General features: G+C 70.8%; 18 protein-coding genes. 5 read left to right on the plus strand and 13 right to left on the minus strand.

The genetic code is table 11. The features are described 5' to 3' along the window. Window positions 1-51: 51 nt before the first annotated feature. Genes hisH through LK09_RS16055 form a run of 4 tightly spaced genes read right to left on the minus strand, consistent with a single transcriptional unit; the run spans window position 52 to window position 2,762 of the window. Window positions 52-696, minus strand: coding sequence for an imidazole glycerol phosphate synthase subunit HisH (gene hisH / locus LK09_RS16040; protein ID WP_039401773.1), 645 nt, complete (start codon window positions 694-696; stop codon window positions 52-54). Continuing rightward, complete coding sequence (gene hisB, locus LK09_RS16045) at window positions 693-1,310, minus strand: imidazoleglycerol-phosphate dehydratase HisB (protein ID WP_039401776.1); 618 nt, start codon at window positions 1,308-1,310, stop codon at window positions 693-695. Before hisB ends, hisH begins: the two co-directional genes overlap by 4 nt. Beyond that, window positions 1,307-2,392 (minus strand): histidinol-phosphate transaminase, encoded by a 1,086-nt coding sequence (locus LK09_RS16050; RefSeq protein WP_039401779.1) that lies wholly within the window; start codon window positions 2,390-2,392, stop codon window positions 1,307-1,309. Before LK09_RS16050 ends, hisB begins: the two co-directional genes overlap by 4 nt. Before the next feature lie 22 nt (window positions 2,393-2,414). Further along, window positions 2,415-2,762 carry a LysM peptidoglycan-binding domain-containing protein gene (locus tag LK09_RS16055; RefSeq protein WP_039402018.1) on the minus strand — a complete coding sequence of 116 codons (348 nt, stop codon included), beginning with the start codon at window positions 2,760-2,762 and terminating at the stop codon, window positions 2,415-2,417. Window positions 2,763-3,151: 389 nt separating this feature from the next. Here LK09_RS16055 and lexA point away from each other — a divergent pair, with 389 nt between their 5' ends. Together lexA and LK09_RS20900 are read left to right on the plus strand one after the other, a co-directional pair. Further along, window positions 3,152-3,766 carry a transcriptional repressor LexA gene (gene lexA, locus LK09_RS16060; protein WP_231563110.1) on the plus strand — a complete coding sequence of 205 codons (615 nt, stop codon included), beginning with the start codon at window positions 3,152-3,154 and terminating at the stop codon, window positions 3,764-3,766. A 127-nt stretch (window positions 3,767-3,893) separates the two neighbouring features. Further along, entirely contained in the window at window positions 3,894-5,396 is a 1,503-nt protein-coding gene (locus tag LK09_RS20900; protein ID WP_156138861.1) for a hypothetical protein, read from the plus strand. 50 nt (window positions 5,397-5,446) lie between these two features. Here LK09_RS20900 and LK09_RS16070 read toward each other — a convergent pair whose 3' ends face one another. Next, window positions 5,447-6,379, minus strand: a complete 933-nt coding sequence (locus LK09_RS16070) for a methylenetetrahydrofolate reductase (RefSeq protein ID WP_039401784.1) — start codon at window positions 6,377-6,379, stop codon at window positions 5,447-5,449. A gap of 175 nt (window positions 6,380-6,554) precedes the next feature. On the opposite strand from LK09_RS16070, the gene LK09_RS16075 reads away from it, so the two are divergent. Next, a complete protein-coding gene (locus LK09_RS16075; protein ID WP_039401787.1) occupies window positions 6,555-8,480 on the plus strand; it encodes a prolyl oligopeptidase family serine peptidase in 1,926 nt (641 codons plus the stop codon). A 12-nt stretch (window positions 8,481-8,492) separates the two neighbouring features. Here LK09_RS16075 and hflX read toward each other — a convergent pair whose 3' ends face one another. Beyond that, window positions 8,493-10,001, minus strand: coding sequence for a GTPase HflX (gene hflX / locus LK09_RS16080; protein WP_039402024.1), 1,509 nt, complete (start codon window positions 9,999-10,001; stop codon window positions 8,493-8,495). A gap of 93 nt (window positions 10,002-10,094) precedes the next feature. On the opposite strand from hflX, the gene LK09_RS16085 reads away from it, so the two are divergent. Further along, on the plus strand, window positions 10,095-10,736 hold the full coding sequence (locus LK09_RS16085) for a class I SAM-dependent methyltransferase (protein WP_039401790.1): 642 nt from the start codon (window positions 10,095-10,097) through the stop codon (window positions 10,734-10,736). A 24-nt stretch (window positions 10,737-10,760) separates the two neighbouring features. Continuing rightward, entirely contained in the window at window positions 10,761-11,717 is a 957-nt protein-coding gene (locus LK09_RS16090) for a Dyp-type peroxidase (RefSeq protein WP_197061082.1), read from the plus strand. A gap of 24 nt (window positions 11,718-11,741) precedes the next feature. On the opposite strand, the gene dapF is transcribed toward LK09_RS16090, so the two are convergent. The 7 genes from dapF to LK09_RS16125 form a co-directional block, all read right to left on the minus strand. After that, window positions 11,742-12,605 carry a diaminopimelate epimerase gene (gene dapF, locus LK09_RS16095; protein WP_039401796.1) on the minus strand — a complete coding sequence of 288 codons (864 nt, stop codon included), beginning with the start codon at window positions 12,603-12,605 and terminating at the stop codon, window positions 11,742-11,744. A gap of 39 nt (window positions 12,606-12,644) precedes the next feature. Beyond that, the gene (gene miaA / locus LK09_RS16100; RefSeq protein WP_039402027.1) at window positions 12,645-13,550 is read right to left on the minus strand and encodes a tRNA (adenosine(37)-N6)-dimethylallyltransferase MiaA; all 906 of its coding nucleotides are present in this window, start codon (window positions 13,548-13,550) and stop codon (window positions 12,645-12,647) included. Beyond that, a complete protein-coding gene (gene miaB, locus LK09_RS16105) occupies window positions 13,547-15,097 on the minus strand; it encodes a tRNA (N6-isopentenyl adenosine(37)-C2)-methylthiotransferase MiaB (protein ID WP_039401799.1) in 1,551 nt (516 codons plus the stop codon). Before miaB ends, miaA begins: the two co-directional genes overlap by 4 nt. A 45-nt stretch (window positions 15,098-15,142) precedes the next feature. Beyond that, on the minus strand, window positions 15,143-15,946 hold the full coding sequence (locus LK09_RS20905) for a regulatory protein RecX (RefSeq protein WP_052226900.1): 804 nt from the start codon (window positions 15,944-15,946) through the stop codon (window positions 15,143-15,145). Between the two features lie 17 nt (window positions 15,947-15,963). Further along, the gene (gene recA / locus LK09_RS16115; RefSeq protein WP_039401802.1) at window positions 15,964-17,016 is read right to left on the minus strand and encodes a recombinase RecA; all 1,053 of its coding nucleotides are present in this window, start codon (window positions 17,014-17,016) and stop codon (window positions 15,964-15,966) included. Between the two features lie 285 nt (window positions 17,017-17,301). Beyond that, window positions 17,302-17,529: a DUF3046 domain-containing protein gene (locus LK09_RS16120; RefSeq protein ID WP_039401805.1), complete on the minus strand. Its 228-nt coding sequence runs from the start codon at window positions 17,527-17,529 to the stop codon at window positions 17,302-17,304. A gap of 4 nt (window positions 17,530-17,533) precedes the next feature. Beyond that, entirely contained in the window at window positions 17,534-17,842 is a 309-nt protein-coding gene (locus LK09_RS16125; protein ID WP_039401807.1) for a helix-turn-helix domain-containing protein, read from the minus strand. Between the last annotated feature and the right edge of the window lie 89 nt (window positions 17,843-17,931).

Raw genomic sequence — 17,931 nt, forward strand, 5'->3', positions numbered from 1 at the left:
GACGGGAGAGTGGGGATGCATGAAAGGGTCGAACGACCCACGCCCACAGTACTAGCCGACGCTGAGGGTGCCGAGCCAGTTGGCCAGCAGCCGGATGCCGGCGTCCCCCGACTTCTCGGGGTGGAACTGCGTCGCCGAGAGCGGGCCGTTCTCGACGGCCGCCAGGAACGGCGTGCCGTAGTCGCACCAGGTGAGGGTGGCCGGCGGGAAGGGATCCTGCACCTCGAGCTGCCAGCTCTGCGCCGCGAACGAGTGCACGAAGTAGAAGCGCTCGTCTTCGATCCCGGCGAACAGGCGCGAACCCGCGTCCGGGCGGACCGTGTTCCAGCCCATGTGCGGCAGCACCGGGGCGTCGAGCTCGGTGACGACGCCCGGCCATTCTCCGAGTCCTTCGGTGTCGACGCCGCGCTCGACGCCGCGTTCGAAGAGCACCTGCATGCCCACGCAGATGCCGAGCACCGGGAGGCCCCCGGCGAGCCGGCGGTCGATGAGCTCGTCGGCGCGCGCTGCCCGGAGCGCCGCCATGACGGCCTGGAAAGCGCCGACACCGGGCACCACGAGCCCGGCGGCGTCCTGGATGAGACCGCGATCGGCGGTCAGGCGCGCATCCGCCCCCGCCGCCTCGAGCGCCTTCACGGCGGAGTGCACGTTGCCGGAGCCGTAGTCGAGCACCGCGACCAGCGGCGCGGAGCTCACAGGGCGCCCTTGGTGCTCGGCACGCCGTTCACGAGCGGATCGAGCGCCTTCGCCTGGCGGAACGCCCGGGCGAAGGCCTTGAACTCCGCCTCGGCGATGTGGTGCGGGTCGCGCCCCGACAGCACGCGCACGTGCACGGTCAGACCCGCGTTGAAGGTGATCGCCTCGAAGGCGTGACGGACCATGGAGCCCGTGAAGTGACCGCCGATGAGGTGGTATTCGAATCCCGCCGGCTCCCCGTCGTGGACGAGGTAGGGGCGCCCGCTGATGTCGACGACGGCCTGCGCGAGAGCCTCGTCGAGCGGGACGAGCGCGTCGCCGTACCGGGAGATCCCGGACTTGTCGCCGAGCGCCTCGCGGATCGCCGTGCCGAGCACGATCGACACGTCCTCGACGGTGTGGTGCGCGTCGATGTCGGTGTCTCCGGACGCGCGCACGGTGAGATTCGTCAGCGAGTGCTTCGCGAACGCGTTGAGCATGTGGTCGAAGAACGGGACGCTCGTGTCGATGTGAGCGGTGCCGTCGCCGTCGAGATCGATGTCGAGCTCGACGGAGGACTCACTCGTGACGCGCCGCGCAGACGCGGTGCGGTGGTCGCGGGCGGGTGCGGTCATGAGGCCGATTGTATCGAGGCCAGCGCGTCCAGGAACGCCGTGGTCTCTTCTTCGGTGCCGGCGGTGACGCGCAGGCTGTGCGGCAGTCCGATGTCGCGGATGAGGATGCCGCGGTCGTACAGGGCCTGCCACGTCGCCCCCGGGTCGTCGACGCCCGAGAACAGCACGAAGTTGGTCCACGACTCGTACGCGTGGAACCCGAGCGCCTCCACGGTCGCCGAGATGCGATCGCGCTGCGCGACGATCTCGTCCACCATGCGCAGCATCGTCGGCGCGTGCCGCAGCGCGGCGGAGGCCGCCGCCTGGGTGAGGGCACTGAGGTGGTAGGGCAGCCGCACCAGCCGCAGGGCGTCGATGACGGCCGGGTCGGCGGCCAGATAGCCCACGCGTGCGCCCGCGAACGCGAACGCCTTGCTCATCGTGCGCGAGACGACCATCCGCTCGCGGCCGGGAAGCAGCGTCAGCGCCGAGCGCTCCTCGTGGGGCGCGAACTCCCAGTACGCCTCGTCGACGATGACGATGCCGTCCGTGGCCTCGTACACCGCCTCGATGACCTCGATCGACAGGGGGGTGCCGGTGGGATTGTTCGGAGAGCACAGGAACACCACGTCCGGAGATGCCTCGGCCACCTGCTCGGCGGCGGACTCCGGTTCGAGGACGTAGTCGTGACCCCGCGTGCCCGCGACCCACTGGGCTCCCGTCGCCCGCGTGAGCAGGGGGTACATCGAGTACGTCGGCGCGAAGCCGAACGCGCGTCTTCCTGGTCCGGCGAACGCCTGGAGGATGTGCTGGAGCACCTCGTTGGAGCCGTTGGCCGCCCAGATGTTCTCCGCGGAGAGCCCGTGGCCGAGGTACTCGGCGAACCCCTCCCGCAGGCCGATGAACTCGCGATCCGGATAGCGGTTGACATCGCGCAGTGCGCGGGCGATCGAGTCGAGGATGTCGTCCGCGACCTCTTCGGGAACCGGATGGGTGTTCTCGTTCACGTTGAGCGCCACCGGCAGGGGCGCCTGCGGTGCGCCGTAGGGCTGGAGCCCGCGCAGATCGTCTCGGAGGGGCAGGTCTTGAAGTCGCGGGCTCACCCCACCCATCGTACGGCGGCGGTCATTTGCCGGTGTACTCCGACGGGATGGCGATGCGCTGGCCGGGGACGAGCGTGACCTGGTCGAGCGCGTTCAGGCTCACGATGGCATCGACCACGTCGCGCGGATCGTCGCGCGGCGCGACCTCCTGCGCGATGCCCCACAGCGTGTCGCCGGGGTGCACGGTGATCGTCTCGTAGTGCACCGTCGCTCCGCTCGCGTGCGAGGCCAGCGCCGCGCCGCCCCCGAGGATCGCGACGCCGAGGGCGATCGCGGCGGGAATCGCGGCGATCGCCGCGAGCACGCGCCGCCCGCGCATCGTCAGGCGCAGCCGGGTGGTCATCGCCGGAGTGATGTCGATGGTGCTCATGTGCTCTTCCCCCTCGTCGGAAGCAGAATCGGAACCGCGTTCGGTCGAAGTGTTCACCATCGGACGAAACCCGTGGGATGTCTGATGCGAACTTCTCTTCCGAAGTTACTTTCGATTCTCTAGAATGTCAATGGCCGACCGATTTCGGATACCTTCGTCGAGCGACACGCGATGCGCCTCCCGGCGAGGGCATCCGGAAGCGGATACCGTTTCGATGCAGGGATCAAAGCACCCACCTCCGACATTCGAAGACGGACCGGCGCGACACGAACGATGAACAGGAGCCCGAGATGAGCGACGAACCCACCACCGCGGCCGGCGAGGCGACGCCGGCATCCGGCGCGCCCAAGCGGCAGACCCGTCGCCGCAAGAGCCTGAGCGACAAGCAGATGGCGATCCTCGAGGTCATCCAGCAGTCGATCTCGCGCTACGGATACCCGCCGAGCATGCGGGAGATCGGCGACGCCGTCGGGCTCAAGTCGCTGTCGTCGGTCACGCATCAGCTCAATCAGCTCGAGCTCAGCGGGTACCTGCGCCGCGACGCCGGCAAGACCCGCGCGCTCGAGGTGCTCATCGACATCCCGAGCGCCGCGACCGAGAACCCGGTCGACGTCGCCCCCGCCATGGGCGATGCCGCGCTCGTGCCCCTGGTCGGCCAGATCGCGGCCGGAGTGCCGATCACGGCGGAGCAGCAGGTCGAGGAGATCTTCCCGCTCCCGCGGCGCCTCGTCGGCAAGGGCGACCTGTTCATGCTGAAGGTCCAGGGCGATTCGATGATCGACGCCGCGATCTGCAACGGCGACTGGGTCGTGGTGCGCTCGCAGTCCGACGCCGAGAACGGCGACATCGTCGCGGCGATGCTCGACGGCGAGGCCACCGTGAAGACGTTCCGGCAGCGCGACGGGCACACCTGGCTGCTCCCGCGCAACTCGGCCTTCGAGCCGATCCTGGGTGACGAGGCCGTGGTCCTCGGCAAAGTCGTGGCGGTTCTGCGCGCCGTCTGATCCCTCCCCGCAGGCTCAGCGCGCGGCGCGTGTGCGCGCCCCCGCCGACAGTGCAGAATGGGCATCAGCACGCGCGCTGGGGCAGTTCGGGCGCGGTGCGACGTCCGATGAGCGACAGGGGATCAACGTGGCCGACAACTCGAAGGCCGTCCCGGCCGATGACGCCGGAGCCGAAGATGTGACGGTACTCGAGCGGCGCATCGCCGAACTCGAAGCCGAGAACGCGCGGCTCGCCGCCGACGCCGGCCGTCCGGCGGCCGTCGAGAAGGAGCGCCGCTACCCACGCGGATCCTGGTGGCGGGCGGTCCTGTCGGCGATCTGCATCACCCTGGCCACCATCCTCGTTCCCGTCTCGGTGGTCGGAGCGTGGGCGCGGGCGGAGCTCGTCAACGAAGACCAGTTCGTCGCCACCCTCGGCCCGCTCGCGGCCGATCCGGCCGTGCAGAACATGGTCATCGACGAGACGATGACGGCCATCGAGCAGAAGGTCGACTTCCAGCAGATCACGAGCAACGTGATCGACGGCGTCGCCGGCCTCAACGGCATGCCGCCGCGCGCGGCGCAGGCGCTCGACCTCCTCAAGGCCCCGGCGGCCAGCGGCCTGCAGAACCTCGTCGAGACCGGCGTGACCAAGGTCGTCCAGTCCGATCAGTTCACAGACGTCTGGAACACGGCCGTCCGCAGCGCGCATCGGGCCCTCACGGCCGTCGCGACCGCCGACAACACCGGGGCGTTCGTCCTGACCGACAAGGGCCTCGGCCTGAACCTCGGCCCCATCGTCGATCAGGTCAAGCAGAAGCTCGTCGCCCAGGGCATCGGCGTGGCGAACATGATCCCGACGGTCGACAAGGTGATCATCATCGGCGACGGCAGCGCGGTGACGACCATCCAGACCGTGTACAGCCTCGCCGTCACAGCGGGGTACTGGCTGCCCTTCGTCACCCTCGCCCTCTTCCTCCTCGGCATCCTGCTGGCCCGTCGCCGCAGCGTCGCCGTGGTCGGGTCCGGCATCGGCCTGTTCGTCGGAGCCGGTGCGCTTGCGATCTCGTTCCAGATCGGCGACAGCGTCGTGGGCGTCGCGGCCTCCCGGCTGAAGGTGTCCGCGAGCGGCCTGGACGTCGTCTACCAGGCGCTCGTGAAGGACATGCTGCACACGGCGACGATCGGAGCGGTCCTCGGCCTCTTCATCGCCGTGATCGGCTGGGCTCTGGGCAGCTGGTCCTCCTCCCGCCGGATGCGCGGCCTCGTCGGAGGGCTGAACAGCAGCGCGCGCACGTCCCTGGCCGCACGCGGCATGAACACCGGGCGGTTCGGGGAGGGACTCTTCCGGTTCCGCACCCTCATCCACGTGCTCGCCGTGGTCGCCGCCGTGGTGTGGCTACTGGCCCTGCGCCCGCTCTCGTTCGGCGACATCGTGCTCGTCATCGTCGTCGTGCTCCTCATCACCTGGGTGATCGAGCTCCTGCAGAAGCGTCCGGACGAGGTCCCGGCGCCGTCCGCCGAGCCCGTCGACGAGCACCCCGGCGACACGGCGATCGAGCCCGAAGCAGAGCCCGGGTCCGACGGCGACACCGCCCCGCTCCCGGCCGACGAGGACGCCACCGCCACGGAGCCGCTCGGACGACGCTGAGCAATCGCGGAGGGGGTCGCACCAGGACGCTGCGACCCCCTCCGCGTTCTTCAGGCCCGCGAGGGAAGCAGGTCGGCCGCCGCGAGCACGTCGAGCACCGTCGCATGGTTGTTGAACGCGTAGAGGTGCACGCCGGGCGCCCCGCCTTCGACCACCGCCCGCACCAGCGCGGATGCGTGCGCGATGCCGACTGCACGCTGGCCCTCGGCGGTCGGTTCGACGTCCAGCGCGACCGCGAGCTCGCCGGGCAGACTCTCCCCCGACAGCTGCAGCACCCGCTGCAGGCGCCTGGGCGAGATGATCGGCATGATCCCCGGAAGGATCGGAATTGTCACGCCGGCCGTGCGCGACCGGTCGACGAACGACAGGTAGTCGTCGGCGTAGAAGAACAGCTGGGTGATCGCGAGGGTCGCGCCGGCCGCCTCCTTCGCCAGAAGGGCGTCGATGTGCTCGCGCGAGTGGCGCGATCGCGGGTGACCGTTGGGGAACGCCGCGACCGCGATCTGCACGTCGTGGGGCTCGACCACGCGCGCCGCCTGCGGAAGCCCGGGCACCGGCGCCTCGCCGTACGGCACGCGCTCGGCCTGCACCCGGTCGATGAGCTGGGCGAGTTCGGCGGCGCTGCGGATGTCGCCGAGGAAGTCGTCGCCTTCGGCGGCGCCCTCGGGGGGATCGCCGCGCAGCGCCAGGAACCGCGTGATGCCGGCATCCAGGAACTCCCGGATGAGCGCGGTCGCCTCCGAGTAGCTGGTGCCGACGCAGGTGAGGTGCGCCATCGGCTCGACGTCGGTGGTGTCGAGGATGTGCCGCAGCAGGGCGAGGGACCTGTCCCGCGTGGAGCCCCCGGCCCCATAGGTGACCGAGATGAAGGCGGGATCGATGGCGGCGAGACGCCGGACGGTCTCGTGCAGCGCGGGAATGCCGGCATCCGTGCGTGCCGGATAGAGCTCGAACGACACCGGCACTTCGACGGTGGCGGGCATGCGGACCTCGCTTCGGGGCAGACAGACAAGACGGCGACGCCCGGAGGCGTTCGTCGCGGATGCCGGGCTCGGCTGTCGCGTGGCCGGCCCGGAGACGATGTCCGGATCCGACACTTTCAGAGTACGCGATGGCTCCGCGCGGATGACGCCGCGTGACACCGCGTAGCGTGGGGCCATGCCCACGACGCTCCCCTACGGCTCCTGGCCGTCCCCGATCACGGCCGCCCAGGCGGCGGCCGCCGCTCCCCGCCTCGACGGGGCCCGCTTCGTCGGCGACGACGTGTGGTGGGGACAGAGCGTGCCCGAGGAGGGCGGTCGCACTGCCGTGATGCGGCGCGGTGCCGACGGCGACGAGACGGTGCTGCCCGCTCCCTGGGACGCGCGCTCCCGCGTCCACGAGTACGGCGGCGGGGCCTGGACCGTGACCGATGACGGTCGCCTGGTGTTCGCGGAGAAGAGCGACCAGCGCCTCCGGATCCTCGTGCCCGGGGCGGAGCCGGAGCCGCTGACGCCCGCCGACGCGGGGATGCGCTTCGCCGACCTGCAGATCGTCGGCGACGAGGTCTGGGCGGTGCGCGAGACGCACGGGACCGGGGCGGCCGTTCCGCCCCGCGACATCGTCCGGATCCCGCTCGACGGTTCGGCATCCGGCGACGCGCGGGCCCTCGGCCGCGTCGTCGGCGGGAGCGACTTCGTGGCGTACCCGCGGGTGTCGCCGGACGGCACCCGGCTGGCGTGGATCGCGTGGGACCACCCGAACATGCCCTGGGACGAGACCCGGCTGCGGGTCGGCGATCTGCGCGGCGGCGAGGTGCGCTCGTGGCGGGACCTCGCCGGCGGCCCCGGGGAATCGGTGCTGCAGCCGGAATGGACGGGCCCCGGCGCCTTGACCTTCGTCTCGGATCGCACCGGATGGTGGAACCTGTACCGGTGGGCGGACGACGAGACCTCGGCCCTCGCACCCGCCGAGGCCGAGACCGGCGGACCGCTGTGGAACCTCGGCGTGCGCTGGTTCCTCCCCCTCGCGGACGGCCGCATCCTCGCGGTGCGCACTGACGGCGGCGACACTCTGGTGGTCCTCGATCCCGTCTCCGGGGCGATCCGGCAGCTGCCCGCGGTCGTGACCTCGCGGGTGCTGCTGGACGACGTGCGCGGCTCCCGGGTGCTCCTGCGCGGCGCCGGCGCGCAGACGTTCGGAGCCGTCTGGATGCTCGACCTCGACGACCCGGAGGGCCGCCCGCACCCGGTGGCCGGCGGCGACGCCGGGGTGGATGCCGCGTGGCTGGCCGTGCCGCGGGCCGTCACGGTCGACGGCCCGCACGGGCCGGTCCACGCCTACGCGTATCCGCCCACCAGCCCGGAGGCGCAGGCGCCCGACGGCGAGCTCGCGCCCTACCTCGTGCTCGCGCACGGCGGGCCGACGGCGAGCGCCTCGGGCGGGGCATCCCTCGACGTCGCGTACTTCACGAGCCGTGGCATCGGCGTGCTCGACGTCGACTACGGCGGCTCCACCGGTTACGGCCGCGCCTATCGGGACCGGCTGCGCGGCCAGTGGGGAATCGTCGACCGCGACGACGTCATCGCCGCGGCGGCGGGCCTGGCCGACCAGGGCCTCGCCGACGGCGCGCGCCTCGCGATCAAGGGCGGTTCGGCCGGCGGTTGGACCGTGCTCTGCGCCCTCACCGCCTCAGACCGCTTCGCCGCCGGCATCAGCCGGTACGGCGTCGCGGACCTCCGCGCCCTCGCGGCCGACACCCACGATTTCGAGGCCCGGTACGTGGACGGGCTCGTGGGGCCCCTCCCCGAGGCCGAGGCCGTCTACATCGAGCGGTCGCCGCTGTCGCACCTGGACGGATTCACGACGCCGATGCTCCTCGAACAGGGACTCGACGACGCCGTCGTCCCGCCGTCGCAGTCCGAAGCGGTCCGCGATGCCCTCGCCGCGAAGGGGATCGCGTCGGCCTACCTGACGTTCGAGGGCGAGGGACACGGCTTCCGGCGGTCGGAGACGATCGTGCGCACGCTGGAGGCCGAATATGCCTTCCTCGGCGCCGTGCTGGGGTTCGCCACGCCCGGGGTCGACCCGATCGCCCTCGACTGATCCGTCGCGCCGTCAGGCGGCGAGGAACGGCGCGAGCCGGGCGGCGAGACGCTCTCCCACGAAGGCGTGCAGCTGAGAGCCGTCGGGGCCATGCTCCAGCGAGACCACGTGGCCCGTCTCGTGCACCGCGGCGATGAGGTCACCGCGGTCGTACGGCACGACCGCCCGGATCTCCACGGCCGGCAGCGGCAGTGCCGCTTCGATCGCGGTGCGCAGGTCGGCGATGCCCTCGCCGGTGCGCGACGACGCGAAGTGCGCGCGCGGCTCGAGGCCGCGCAGCACCAGCCGGGTGTCGTCGTCGACGAGGTCGGCCTTGTTGAACACCACCATCTCGGGGATGTCGCGGGCACCGATCTCGCCGAGCACGTCGCGCACGGTCTGGATCTGTCCGGCCGGGTCGGGGTGGGCGGCATCCACCACGTGCACGATGATGTCGGCATCCCCCACCTCCTCCAGCGTGGAGCGGAAGGCCTCCACCAGCTGGTGCGGCAGATTGCGGACGAAGCCGACGGTGTCGGCGAGCGTGTAGATGCGGCCGTCCTCGGCCTCCACGCGGCGCACGGTGGCATCCAGCGTGGCGAACAGGGCGTTCTCCACCAGCACGCCGGCGTGGGTGATGCGGTTGAGCAGGCTGGACTTGCCGGCGTTGGTGTACCCGGCGATCGCGACCGACGGGATCGTGTTGCGCTTGCGCTCGGCCCGCTTCGCCTCGCGCGCCGGCGCGTAGTCCTTGATCTGCCGGCGCAGCAGCGCCATCTTGGTGCGGATGCGGCGACGGTCCAGCTCGATCTTCGTCTCACCCGGTCCGCGCGAGCCCATGCCGGCGCCGCCGGCGCCGACCTGGCCACCGGCCTGGCGGCTCATCGAGTCGCCCCAGCCGCGCAGGCGCGGCAGCAGGTACTCGAGCTGCGCCAGTTCGACCTGGGCCTTGCCCTCGCGGCTCTTGGCGTGCTGGCTGAAGATGTCGAGGATCACCGTGGTGCGGTCGATGACCTTCACCTTGACGACGTCTTCGAGGGCACGACGCTGGCTGGGTGCGAGCTCGGTGTCGGCGATCACGGTGTCGGCCCCGACCGCCGCGACGATGTCGCGCAGTTCCTCCGCCTTGCCGCGTCCGACGTACGTCGCCGGGTCCGGATGCGGGCGGCGCTGAAGCACGCCGTCGAGCACCACGGCTCCGGCCGTCTCGGCGAGGGCGGCCAGCTCGCGCAGCGAGTTCTCGGCATCCTCCGTCGCCCCCTGGGGGTGCACGCCGACGAGCACCACGTTCTCCAGGCGCAGCTGGCGGTACTCGACCTCGGTGACGTCCTCGAGCTCGGTCGACAGGCCCACCACGCGCCGCAGCGCGGCGCGATCCTCACGGTCCCACTGACCGCCGTCGAAGTCGCCGCCCTCGGCGGTCGCATCATCCTGGAGCGCCTGCGCCGGGCCGAACCGGTGCACCCCGGAATGCGAATCGGCATTCTGCAGCACGCGTTCGATGGGATCGGTGGGATCGGCGGGGTGTGACGTCTCGATCAGGAGGCTCCTTCGATAGAAGGCCGCACGCGATGTGCCGGCATCCGTAAACTCTATCCCCACGCAGAGCGGTCCTGGTCCGGTACGCTCACTCCTATGCCGAGTGACCACTACTTCACGGCGTCACCGGCCAGTCCCGAGAGCCTGCGACGCATCCGCGTTCGCCTGGTCGACCGCGAAGTCGAGGTGACCACCGCCAGCGGTGTGTTCAGTCCCGACCGTCTGGATGCCGGAACCCAGGTTCTGCTGGCCAACACGCCCGCTCCGCCGCCCGGCGGCGATCTTCTCGACCTCGGCTGCGGCTGGGGCCCGATCTCGCTGTGGATGGCGATGGAGTCGCCCCACGCCACGGTGTGGGCCGTCGACGTCAATGAACGCGCGCTGGATCTCGTGCGCCGCAACGCGCAGGCGCTCGGACTCGACAACATCCGTGCCGTCACGCCCGATCAGGTCCCGGAGCACGTCGAGCTGCGCGGCATCCGCTCCAATCCGCCCATCCGCGTCGGCAAGAACGAGCTGCACGGGATGCTGGAGCGGTGGATCCCGCGACTGGGCGAGCGCAGCGACGGCTGGTTCGTCGTCAAGCGCGACCTCGGGTCGGACTCGCTCCAGCGCTGGCTGGATGCCACGTTCACGAACGGCTACAGCGTGCACCGTGCGGCGACCGCCCGCGGGTACCGCGTGCTCAAGGTGCGCCGGCACGGGACTCCCCCCACCGAGGCGATCACGGTCGTCTGAGCGCGGCTGGTCTAGTCTCGGATCGTGGACAGCTCCAACGCCCGCGTTCCGATCGAGCCGCAGCGCGTGGACGCGCCACTGACGTCATCCGCCGTGCTCCTGACCCTCACGCTCACCGATGCGCCGGATGCGGCCGAACGGGTGCGGGAGGTTCTTGGCGCCCTCGCCGACGTCACGAAGAACGTGGCCTTTCGCGATCTGTCGGCATCCCTTGCCTGCACGGTCGGGATCGGCAGCGACGCATGGGACGCCGTCACCGGCGCACCGCGGCCGGCGCACCTGCATCCGTTCCGCGAGGTGCGCGGCTCCGTCCACCGCGCCCCCGGCACGCCGGGCGATGTCCTGCTGCACATCCGGGCGGACCGCCGGGACCTCTGCTACGAGCTGGAACGCCAACTGCTCGGCCTCTTCGGCGACGCGGTCGAGGTCGCCGACGAAACTGTCGGGTTCCGCTACTTCGACGTCCGCGACCTTCTCGGGTTCGTTGACGGCACCGCAAATCCGGTCGGCCCTGCGCTCCCGGCGGCGACGATCATCGGCGAGGAGGATCCCGCCGGCGTGGGCGGCAGTTACCTCGTGGTGCAGAAGTACGTCCACGATCTGGCCGCCTGGAAAGGCCTCACCACCGAGCAGCAGGAGGCGATCCTCGGGCGCACCAAGTCCGACAACATCGAACTCGACGACGCGGCCGCACCCGATCAGAAGGCCCACAAGACGCTCACCACGATCACCGACGACGAGGGCGTGGAGCACGACATCCTGCGCGACAACATGCCGTTCGGCTCGCCGGGTCGGGGCGAGTTCGGCACGTACTTCATCGGCTACGCCCGCGAGCTGTGGGTGATCGAGCGGATGCTGGAGCGCATGTTCATCGGCGATCCGCCGGGCAAGCACGACCGGCTGCTCGACTTTTCGACGGCGCTGACCGGCGGCGTGTTCTTCGTCCCGTCGGCGAGCCTGCTGGAGACCTTCGGCGACTGACGGGGGGCGGCGCCGCAGAGGCGCTCAGGCGAGCGCGACCTCGCCGGAGAAGACGAGGGATGCCGGCCCCGACAGCAGCACGTGGCCGTCGACCATGCGCACGCCGAGCACCCCGCCGGGGACCTCGACGCGCCAGCGGTCGGGTGCGGCCGCGCCGGCCCATTCGCGCACGGCGAGGGCGGCCGCGGCGACGCCGGTGCCGCAGCTCAGGGTCTCCCCCACCCCGCGTTCGAACACGCGCATGCGGATGTGCCCGACGCCGTCGTGCACCAGCGGATCGGCCGGCACGACGAACTCGATGTTGGCGCCGAGCGGCGGCTCCGGCTGGATGACGGGCTGAACGGTCAGGTCGAGGCCGTCGAGCTCGGTGTCGCCGGCGATCGCGACGACGACGTGCGGGTTGCCCACGTCGATGCCCTGGCCGGGGCGCGCGACTGGCAGCCCCTTGGCGCGCACCAGCGGCTCGCCCGACTCCACCCGGAACGCACCGAGATCGACCTCGTAGCCGAGGTCGCTGCGCGTCATCGTCAGCACCCCGTTGCGCGTGCCGATGCCGATCTCACCGGCGGCGTCGAGGGTGGCCAGGCCCGTGTTGAGCAGGTAGTGCAGGAAGACCCGGATGCCGTTGCCGCACATCTCGGCGATGGAGCCGTCGGCGTTGCGGTAGTCCATGAACCATTCGGCACCCTGGGCTGCGGCATCCGCCCCGACTTCGATGCGCGACGATCGCACGACGCGGAGGATCCCGTCGCCGCCGATGCCGAAGCGGCGGTCGCACAGCACGGCCACCTGATCGGCGCTGAGGTCGAGCTCGCCGTCCGCGTCGGGCACGATCACGAAGTCGTTGCCGGTGCCGTGACCTTTGGTGAACGAGACGGTGCGCGACATGGCTCTCAGTCTAGGGGGCGGCGATCGCCCGCCCGTCCGTCAGCCCGTCAGGGTGACGGCATCCTGGCCCGGGTCCACCCAGCGGAGTCCGGGATAGCGGCGGAACCACGAGACCTGGCGACGCGCATACCTCCGGGTGAGCGCCTGCGTCTCGGCGATCGCGTCGGCTTCGGTCTTCTCGCCGGTCAGCTGGGCGAGCGCCTGGGCGTACCCGATCGCCCGGCGCGCCGTGGTGCCCCGTTCGAGCCCGCGGGCGCGCAGCATCTCGACCTCGTCGAGGATCCCGTCTGCCCACATCTTCTCGACGCGCGCGTCCAGGCGCGGCACGAGTTCGTCACGCGGCACCTGCACGCCGACGAGGCGGGTGTCCGGGTGCCAGAGCACGGGTTCGTCGGGAAGGGCCGCGCCGTGCGTGGCCTCCCCCTGCGCGAGCACTTCGAGCGCGCGGACGATGCGCCGGCCGTTGCGGGGGTCGACCCGGGCCGCCGTCGCCGGGTCCTCGCGCTGCAGGCGCGCGTACAGCGCACCGGGTCCGTGCCGGTCGAGTTCCGCTTCGAGCTCGGCGCGGAGTTCGTCGTCGTGGGGCGGAAACCGGAAATCGTAGACGACGCTCGACACGTAGAGCCCGGAGCCGCCGACGAGCACGGCGTCGGCACCGCGCGCCTGGATGTCGGCGATCGCGGTGCGGGCGGCATCCTGGTACCAGGCGACGGCCGCCTCATCGGTGACCTCGAGCACGTCGAAGAGGTGGTGCGGGATGCCGCGCCGCTCCGACTCCGGGAGCTTCGCCGTGCCGATGTCCATGCCGCGATACAGCTGCATGGCGTCGGCGTTGACGATCTCGGCGGGGCGACCCGCACGGGTCAGCTGCTCGGCGACGTCGAGCGACAGCGCCGTCTTGCCGGTGCCGGTGGCCCCGACGATCGCGTAGAGGCGGGGGCTCACACGCCGGCGCGCAGGGTCGGCAGACCCAGCGACACGGCGCGCGGCGCGCCCGGCCCCCCGGCGGGTGCCGGGATCGCGCACGACTCGGCCTGGCTGCGGTCCCAGGCGTCGCCGGCGCGGGTGCGCCGGATGCGCAGCGGGGCGCCGTCGGGCGCATCGGCGAGCAGGTGGAAGGGCGCCGCGTGGGTGACCACGACCGAGACGATGTCACCGGGACGGGGCAGGTCGGACCCGGCCGGCACCTCGAAGTGCACGAGCCGGTTGTCTTCGGCACGGCCGGTCAGGCGGTGGGTCGCGGCATCCTTCTTGCCCTCGCCGGTGGAGACGAGCACCTGCAGCTCGCGGCCGAGCTGCTTCTGGTTCTCTTCGAGCGAGATGCGCTCCTGCAGCGCCACGAGGCGCTCGTAGCGCTGCTGGACGATGTGCTTGGGCACCTGGTCGGGCATGGTCGCGGCCGGGGTGCCCTCGCGGATGGAGTACTGGAAGGTGAACGCCGCCGAGAAGCGGGCCTGCTCGACGACGCGCAGGGTGTCTTCGAAGTCCTCCTCGGTCTCCCCGGGGAAGCCGACGATGATGTCGGTGGTGATGGCCGCGTTCGGGATCTTCGCGCGCACCCGGTCGAGGATGCCGAGGAACCTGTCGCTGCGGTAGGAGCGTCGCATCGCCTTGAGGATGCGGTCGCTGCCGGACTGCAGCGGCATGTGCAGCTGCGGCATCACGGCGCCGGTCTCGGCCATCGCGTCGATGACGTCGTCGGTGAAGGCCGCCGGGTGCGGGCTGGTGAAGCGGATGCGCTCGAGCCCCTCGATCTCGCCGGCGGCGCGCAGCAGCTTGCCGAAGGCCTGACGGTCGCCGAACTCGACGCCGTAGGAGTTGACGTTCTGCCCGAGCAGGGTGACTTCGATCGCTCCGTCGTCGACGAGGAGCTTGATCTCGCTCAGGATGTCGCCGGGGCGGCGGTCCTTCTCTTTGCCGCGCAGGCTCGGCACGATGCAGAAGGTGCACGTGTTGTTGCACCCGACCGAGATCGACACCCAGCCGCTGTAGACGCTGTCGCGCTTGGTGGGCAGCGTCGAGGGGAACACCTCGAGGGCCTCGAGGATCTCGAGCTCGGCCTCGTCGTTGTGGCGTGCCCGCTCGAGCAGGCTGGGAAGCGACCCCATGTTGTGGGTGCCGAAGACCACGTCGACCCACGGGGCCTTGTCGAGCACGGTGTCTTTGTCCATCTGCGCGAGGCATCCGCCGACGGCGATCTGCATGCCCTCGTGCTGGTCTTTGCGGGACTTGAGGTGTCCGAGGGTGCCGTACAGCTTGCCGGCGGCGTTGTCGCGCACGGCACACGTGTTGATGACCACGACGTCGGCCTCGGCGCCCGCCTCGGCCGGCACGTAGCCGGCGCTCTCCAGCGAGCCGGACAACCGCTCGGAGTCGTGCACGTTCATCTGGCACCCGAAGGTGCGGACCTCGTAGGTGCGCGCGCGGCCGTCGGGCATCGTCGCCGCAGCGGACGGCGCGATGAGCGTCGGTGTGGAAGAGGGGGAAGTCATGATCCGCTCATTCTACGATCGCGGGCTGTGAGCCGGGGCGCCCCCTCAGCTGAACCGGGGACCGCGCGGACGCGACTGCTCGTCGAGGGCCTGCCGCGCGGCGGTCATGGCGATGTGCGACGGGTAGCCGCGCCGGGTGAGCTGCCCCATCAGCCGGCGCAGCCCGGTCTGCGGGTCGAGGCGCGCCAGGGACACCGCTTTGGTGCGGGCGTAGTCGAGGGCGCGTTCGAGGTCGTCGTCGGGAAGATCGGCGAGGGCGGCATCGGCGACCTCGCGCGGGATGCCTCGGCCGGCCATCGTCTGGGCGATCGCCTGGCGGCCCTGACCCTTGCGCGCGGACCCGGTGTGGACGAGCTGCTCCGCGAGAGCCGCATCGTCGAGGTAGCGGCTCTGCTCGAAGCGGTTGACGATGTCGTCGACCGCCTCTCCGGCCAGATCGAACCCGACGAGAACTGCTCTCGCCTCGCGGACCGAGAGCGACCGCGTTCGGAGCTTTCGCAGCAGCGCCTTCTCCGCGAACTCCGCGTGCGCCTGGGCTACGGCCGGCCCCGCGGCGTCGTGGCCGGCGTCGTCGGCGTCGAACCCTGCCGGTTCGGACTCATCCAGTTCGACGAACCGCACCGAATGCGATCGCGACGGCCGCAGCGGTTCGGGCGCAGCGCGCGGGGCCGTTGCTGCTTCGGCGTCGTCGCGGCCGGTGCGGGCGCCGCCGGCGAACGCCGGATGGTTCGGGGCGATCGCCCGAGCGGATGCCGCGCCGGTCGGCGTCGGCATCCGCTGGGCGAACAGCGGAATGACAGGAGCGAGGTCGTCGCGCTCGGTCTCGTCGCTCCCGTGCCACTGATCCATGGTCGACCCGCCGGACCTCAGGCGGTGCGCTTCTTCGCCAGCTCGTCGGCCGGCTCGTCAGCCGCCGCGCGCGGCACGCCGATGCCGAGCTTGACCTTGATCTTCTGCTCGATGTCGGCGGCGATATCGGGGTTGGTGATCAGGAAGTTGCGGGCGTTCTCCTTGCCCTGGCCGAGCTGATCGCCCTCGTACGTGTACCAGGAGCCGGACTTCTTCACGATGCCGTGCTCGACGCCGAAGTCGATGAGACTGCCCTCGCGCGAGATGCCCACACCGTAGAGGATGTCGAACTCCGCCTGCTTGAACGGCGGCGCCATCTTGTTCTTGACGACCTTGACGCGCGTGCGGTTTCCGACCGCGTCGGCGCCGTCTTTCAGGGTTTCGATGCGGCGGATGTCCAGACGCACCGAGGCGTAGAACTTGAGCGCCTTGCCGCCCGCGGTGGTCTCGGGCGACCCGAAGAAGACGCCGATCTTCTCGCGCAGCTGGTTGATGAAGATCATCGTGGTGTTGGTCTGGTTGAGACCACCGGTGAGCTTGCGCAGCGCCTGCGACATGAGGCGGGCCTGCAGGCCGACGTGTGAGTCGCCCATCTCGCCCTCGATCTCCGCTCGCGGCACGAGGGCCGCGACCGAGTCGATCACGGCGAGATCGATCGCTCCGGAACGCACCAGCATGTCGGCGATCTCGAGGGCCTGCTCACCGGTGTCGGGCTGCGAGACGAGGAGCTGGTCGATGTCGACGCCGAGCTTCTTGGCGTACTCGGGGTCGAGGGCGTGCTCAGCGTCGATGAAAGCTGCGATACCGCCGGCGCGCTGGACGTTCGCGATGGCGTGCAGGGTCAGGGTGGTCTTACCGGACGACTCGGGGCCGTAGATCTCGATGATGCGGCCGCGCGGCAGGCCGCCGACGCCGAGCGCGACATCCAGCGCGATCGATCCGGTGGGGATGACCTCGACCGGCGCGCGCTCGTCGCTGCCGAGACGCATCACCGAGCCCTTGCCGAACTGGCGGTCGATCTGTGCGAGGGCCGATTCGAGGGCCTTCTCGCGGTCTGCCTGAGTGGGCATTGCTCCTCCTGAGGATGCGTCTCCGGATGTCTCCGGTCTCGGTTCTGCCGCCTATAGGCTGTCGCGCTCCGGGCGGCCGGGCCGTCCGGGAGACTGCGACAAGGCGTCGGTGTCGTTCACCACCGCTCACAGTACGAGGGGGGTCCGACATCGGCCCTTCGAGAAGGTCCGATCGGGCCCCGTACTGTGGAAAGTCACGTGGACGATCACCTTGTGGACAGACTACGCAGTCCTCGAACGCATCTTCGACGACACGCCGAAAAGATCGGGGCGGGATCGCGGCGCTCAGCGCCGAGCGTGCGGTTCCTGACGCCCCGCGCCGTGCCGGCGCGACAGGGGAACGTCGGTCTCTTCGCACAGCGCCATCCAGACCTCCCGCGGAGGTACTCCGGCATCCAGCGCCTCGCGCGCCGTCCGGCCGCCGACGCCGGTCAGGCCGAGGTCGGTCACCAAGGATGCCGCGCGCGCGCCGAACTCGCGTTCGACGGCGCGATCGAACTCGCTTCGTCGCACCGTGTCAGCGCAGGGAGAGCTCGGGTCCTACCGAGGCGACGAGGTCGTCGGGCACCACGTCGGGAACGAGGTGAAGCCCCTCGATCACGGCCATGCGGTCGCCGACCTCGTGCATGATCACCGAGACCGGGGTGTCGAGCGCATCCGCCACGGACGCCAGGATCTCGCTGGACGCCTCTTTCTGCCCGCGCTCGACCTCGCTGAGGTAACCGAGCGCGACCGACGCCTTGCTTGCGACCTGGCGAAGGGTACGGCCCTTCTGCAGTCGGAGATCGCGCAGAACGTCGCCGATCTCCTGTCGTACCAGAACCATCGGAGCCCCCTTCATTCTGTCGCCCCCGGACGTGCTGTGCGCCGCGATCTCGATTGGCTGGCCAGTCTACCTGACGTCATCCTCACCCT

Source organism: Microbacterium mangrovi, from assembly GCF_000802305.1.
Classification (GTDB): domain Bacteria; phylum Actinomycetota; class Actinomycetes; order Actinomycetales; family Microbacteriaceae; genus Microbacterium; species Microbacterium mangrovi.

Bases quoted from the DNA above. Each gene is read 5' to 3' on its own strand.
- LK09_RS16125 (WP_039401807.1), bottom strand. From the start codon at position 17,842: ATGGTTCTGGTACGACAGGAGATCGGCGACGTTCTGCGCGATCTCCGA.
- LK09_RS16075 (WP_039401787.1), top strand. From the start codon at position 6,555: ATGCCCACGACGCTCCCCTACGGCTCCTGGCCGTCCCCGATCACGGCC.
- LK09_RS20905 (WP_052226900.1), bottom strand. From the start codon at position 15,946: ATGGATCAGTGGCACGGGAGCGACGAGACCGAGCGCGACGACCTCGCT.
- dapF (WP_039401796.1), bottom strand. From the start codon at position 12,605: ATGTCGCGCACCGTCTCGTTCACCAAAGGTCACGGCACCGGCAACGAC.
- hisB (WP_039401776.1), bottom strand. From the start codon at position 1,310: ATGACCGCACCCGCCCGCGACCACCGCACCGCGTCTGCGCGGCGCGTC.
- LK09_RS16070 (WP_039401784.1), bottom strand. From the start codon at position 6,379: ATGCCCGCCACCGTCGAAGTGCCGGTGTCGTTCGAGCTCTATCCGGCA.
- miaB (WP_039401799.1), bottom strand. From the start codon at position 15,097: ATGACTTCCCCCTCTTCCACACCGACGCTCATCGCGCCGTCCGCTGCG.
- LK09_RS16085 (WP_039401790.1), top strand. From the start codon at position 10,095: ATGCCGAGTGACCACTACTTCACGGCGTCACCGGCCAGTCCCGAGAGC.
- recA (WP_039401802.1), bottom strand. From the start codon at position 17,016: ATGCCCACTCAGGCAGACCGCGAGAAGGCCCTCGAATCGGCCCTCGCA.
- lexA (WP_231563110.1), top strand. From the start codon at position 3,152: ATGGCGATCCTCGAGGTCATCCAGCAGTCGATCTCGCGCTACGGATAC.
- LK09_RS16055 (WP_039402018.1), bottom strand. From the start codon at position 2,762: ATGAGCACCATCGACATCACTCCGGCGATGACCACCCGGCTGCGCCTG.